Annotated in this window: 3 protein-coding genes and 2 pseudogenes; 4 read left to right on the top strand and 1 reads right to left on the bottom strand. The window is 62.6% G+C overall.

The window, feature by feature from the left end:
• A partial coding sequence (locus CN311_RS33015) for a hypothetical protein (RefSeq protein WP_208866550.1) occupies positions 1-196 on the top strand: 196 nt, incomplete at its 5' end.
• A gap of 67 nt (positions 197-263) precedes the next feature.
• Entirely contained in the window at positions 264-1673 is a 1410-nt protein-coding gene (gene leuC, locus CN311_RS20960; protein ID WP_097575620.1) for a 3-isopropylmalate dehydratase large subunit, read from the top strand.
• Positions 1674-1759: 86 nt separating this feature from the next.
• On the opposite strand, the gene CN311_RS20955 is transcribed toward leuC, so the two are convergent.
• On the bottom strand, positions 1760-2071 hold the full coding sequence (locus CN311_RS20955) for a hypothetical protein (RefSeq protein ID WP_097575619.1): 312 nt from the start codon (positions 2069-2071) through the stop codon (positions 1760-1762).
• Between the two features lie 169 nt (positions 2072-2240).
• Between CN311_RS20955 and CN311_RS20950 the strand changes: the two are divergent.
• A pseudogene (locus tag CN311_RS20950) lies at positions 2241-3450 on the top strand (GGDEF domain-containing protein).
• 174 nt (positions 3451-3624) lie between these two features.
• Positions 3625-4388, top strand: a pseudogene (locus tag CN311_RS20945) (GGDEF domain-containing protein); the annotation flags it as partial.

Genomic DNA, 4388 nt, shown 5'->3' with positions numbered 1-4388 from the left:
ACTTCGTGGGGCGAGGAACCAGGTTCTGCGAAGGCGGCCGCGATTGCCGAAAACCCAAAACATTGATATGAGCCACGCCATGGAAGAGCTTTTTGGCGATCCGGCCTACAAGGGTTTCGTGCTGCAGGACAGAAAACGCCTGCCGTCGCGATTCTCCGCGCGCGTTTCCGGCGCGCTGACCAGCCGACTTCGCTGAATCGTTTTTCGCCGGGCCGGCCCGGCGCCCTGCCCCTTCCTATTTTCATATCGACGGATTTACGCAAATGAGCGCACCGCGCACCCTCTACGACAAGATATTCGACGACCATGTCGTCGACCGCCAGGACGACGGCACTTGCCTGCTCTATATCGACCGCCATCTCGTCCATGAAGTGACCAGCCCGCAGGCTTTCGAAGGGCTGCGCATGAGCGGCCGCAAAGTCCGGCATCCGGAAAAGACGCTGGCGGTGGTCGATCACAATGTTTCGACCTCGCCCGAGCGCAAGTTCGGCATCAAGAACGAGGAAAGCCGTATCCAGGTCGAGGCGCTGGCCAGGAACGCCAAGGATTTCGGTGTCGAATATTATTCCGAGAACGATATCCGCCAGGGCATCGTCCACATCATCGGGCCGGAGCAGGGCTTCACGCTGCCGGGCATGACCATCGTCTGCGGCGACAGCCACACCTCGACGCATGGCGCTTTCGGCGCGCTGGCGCATGGCATCGGCACGTCCGAGGTCGAGCATGTGTTGGCGACGCAGACGCTGATCCAGCGCAAGGCCAAGAACATGCTGGTGCGCGTCGATGGCGTACTGCCGGAAGGCGTCACCGCCAAGGACATCATCCTGGCGATCATCGGCGAGATCGGCACCGCCGGCGGCACCGGCTATGTCATCGAATATGCCGGCGAGGCGATCCGTTCGCTGTCGATGGAAGGCCGCATGACGATCTGCAACATGTCGATCGAGGGCGGCGCGCGCGCCGGCCTGATCGCGGCGGATGAGACGACCTTCGCCTATGTCAAGGACAAGCCGCGCGCGCCCAAGGGCGAGGCGTGGGATGCAGCACTTGCCTACTGGAAGACGTTGCAGTCCGACGAGGGCGCGCATTTCGACAAGGTCATCGTGCTCGACGCGGCCAAGCTGCCGCCGATCGTCTCCTGGGGCTCCTCGCCCGAGGATGTCGTGTCGGTGCAAGGCATCGTGCCGAACCCGGACGACATCACTGATGAGAACAAGCGCACCTCCAAGCAGCGCGCGCTGGACTATATGGGGCTGACGCCGGGAACCAAGATCACCGATATCTCGCTCGACCGCGTCTTCATCGGCTCCTGCACCAACGGCCGCATCGAGGATTTGCGCGCCGTCGCCAAGGTGGTCGAAGGCAAGAAGGTCAGCCCGCATGTCGATGCCATGATCGTGCCGGGCTCGGGACTGGTCAAGGAACAGGCGGAGGCCGAAGGGCTCGACAAGATCTTTGTTGCCGCCGGGTTCGACTGGCGCGAGCCGGGCTGCTCGATGTGCCTTGCCATGAACGACGACCGGCTGAAGCCACATGAACGCTGCGCCTCGACCTCAAACCGCAATTTCGAAGGTCGGCAAGGTTTCAAGGGCCGCACCCATCTGGTGTCGCCGGCGATGGCGGCGGCGGCGGCGATCGCCGGCCACTTCGTCGACATTCGTGAGTGGAAATAGATTTGGCGCGGCTGGAAACAGCTCCAAACTTCATCTGTGAGGCATGAACATGCAGGCCCGAGCCGAGTCCGGTTCGGGCCTTTGCTTCAGCCGGGGCGTCTGACGAATTCGTGGAATTCCTCCCGCCGGCCGGGCTCATCCTTCGCGACGACCAGCGCCAGCTCAAGTTCGTCGAACAGCCTGAACCATTCGTCCCATTCGACCAGTTCGTAGCCGCCGGCATTGACCGGTCGTTCGGCCTCGTCCTGGTCCTGATAGGCATGCTGGCCGAAGACCAGTCTTAGCATCGCCTGGGTTCCGGTTTCGGGCGACACGTCCACAATCGCCGGAAATCCAGCGCGAGCGGCCGTCCATGAACGAATTGCCTCGTGATCGGTCAGCATGATCGTGTCGGCCATCGAAGCTTCTCCCTTGAGGACAAATGATTGCTGTCGGGAAACGCCAACCGCCGTTCTCCAGTTCCGCGCGCGATACAAACCCGGCTTGCCGCATATTCGAATTTGCTTAACCGCTTGTTTGGTCTTCCGCCTTAAGGTCTTCCCGTAAGCGAGGGGAAGTCATAGTCCTTTGGACACCGGTCTGCTGATAGCGTTGCTCAACCCAACGATCGCGCTGGCGCTCGGCGCGTCGTTCCTTGTTCTATGGCTTTATCAACGCCATCGCCCCTATCTGGTCGCCCTTGCCGCGGCCTACTCGCTTTCGGCGGCCGGCTTCCTGTTTCAGGCCTTCACACTGCCCATCGGCCTGATGCCATCCAAGTTGCTCTCCATTACATGCTTCACCTTTGCCTCCTGCTGTTTGTGCAGCGCGGTGGTGGCGCGCTATGGGCGGCGCGTCCCTTATGTGGGGATTGGCGTCCTGGCGGGCGGCGGGCTAGCCAGCTCTCTGCTGGTTCATGTTCGCCCAGCCCGATCTCACCTGGCGGATCCTGGTGATCAATTTCGCCTTCGGCGGCCTCAGCCTGCTCGTTGCCGCCGAACTGCGCGTGGTGCGCAACGAGGGTCCGACGGAAATGATCCTGTTCGTGCTGTCGCTGCTTTCCGGGCTCAACTTCTTCGTGCGCACCTTGATCGTCATCATCGCGCATGGACGGTTCGACAACTATGCCGACCTCTACACCTCGTCCTACTGGACGACTGCACTTCTGTCGCATGCGCTGCTGTCGCTGCTGATTGCGCTTTGCCTGATCTGCGCGGCTGGGCTCGACGTGATGAAGGCGCTGAAGACCGAGACCCACACCGATTCGCTGTCGGGCCTGCTCAACCGCCGCGGCTTCGAGGAGCGCGCAACGCTAGTCCTTCAGCACTGCATCACGGCCAGGTTGCCGGTCGCGCTGGTGCTTGCCGACCTCGATCATTTCAAGGCCCTCAACGACCTGCATGGGCATGCGGCGGGCGATCGCGTGATCGCCGACTTCGCCGCCAAGTTTCGGTCGGCCGCCGGCGCACGCGGCATTGCCGGCCGTATCGGCGGCGAGGAGTTCGCGGTGCTGCTGCCGCTGAGCGACCTTGCCGCAGCAAGACTGTTCGCCGAAGCCGTGCGCACGCTGCACTCGGCGGGCAGCGTTGACGGCCTGCCTCCGGGCACCAGGGTGACCGCGAGCTTCGGCGTCGCGGCCCGCACCAGCCATGAAGGGCTGGAGTTGTTGATGCACCGCGCCGACGAGGCGCTCTACGAGGCCAAAAGAAGTGGCCGCGACAGCGTGCGCCTGTTCCAGGAGCGGCCAGAAATGGTCGTCGTTCCGGCGGCACTCAAGGCCGGCCTATCCTCGGCCTAGAGCCGGATGATTTCAGGTAAAGTCGACCTGAAATCTGAGTCCGGCTCTAAACCAAAGAGATAGAGCATGATGTCGTCCGAAAACCGCCTTTTCGGCATCATGCTCAAGTGCTGCCGTTAACGTCTTTTTCGGCCATCGGTGATTTGCTGTCGCGCCGGGGGCGTGGAAAACCATATGGGCGGCGCAAACTTCATCCTTGCAATCAACCTGTTCGTCGCAGGCTTGCTGGCAGCGGCCTTCATGGCGATCACGTTCTACGATGTGGGGCGGGCGTCAGCGCGCTGGCTGGCCTTCGGCTATCTGCTCGGGATGGCCTACTATGCCATCGAATTCGCCATTCCGGTCTTCGACAATGCGCGGCCCGCGGTCGTCGCGGGCTTCTCGGTTTTCCTGGGCGCCACCATCGCCTTCAATGGCGGGCTTGCCCATAAATACCAGGTGGCGCCGCCTTGGACGCCGATGCTGGTCTTCCTGGTTGCGGCCTCCATCGCCGTCTATGCAGTACAGGATCTGCCGCGTCAGTCGCTGGCCCGCATGATGGCCTACCAGCTGCCCTATGCCGCCATGCAATTCGTCGGCCTCGGCATCGTCTGGTCGTCCAGGCAAAGACGCGACCGGCTCGACCATGTGCTGATTGCCGTTCTGGGCGCCAGCGCCCTGCAATTCGTGTCAAAGCCGTTCATTGCCGCCGCGCTGGGCGGCTGGGGCGCCAATCCGCAGGCCTATCTGCGAAGCAATTACGCCCTGGTGTCGCAGTCGCTCGGCACCATGTTCGCCCTGGCGATCGCGCTTCTCATCCTGGTCATCATGGTGCGTGACGTGCTGGCCGAGGTCAGGTCGCGATCGGAGATCGATACGCTGTCAAGGTTGCTCAACCGCGGCGGGTTCGAGCGCCATGCCGAGCGCGCCATGCGTGAGGCCGCGCGCAAGGGTATTCC

This window comes from Mesorhizobium sanjuanii (assembly GCF_002529485.1).
GTDB lineage: Bacteria > Pseudomonadota > Alphaproteobacteria > Rhizobiales > Rhizobiaceae > Mesorhizobium > Mesorhizobium sanjuanii.
The sequence above is the reverse complement of the archived record's forward strand: the minus strand, read 5'-3'. Positions and strand labels throughout refer to the sequence as shown.

Coding starts and splice junctions, on each gene's coding strand:
- CN311_RS20955 (WP_097575619.1), bottom strand. CDS start 2,071: ATGGCCGACACGATCATGCTGACCGATCACGAGGCAATTCGTTCATGG.
- leuC (WP_097575620.1), top strand. CDS start 264: ATGAGCGCACCGCGCACCCTCTACGACAAGATATTCGACGACCATGTC.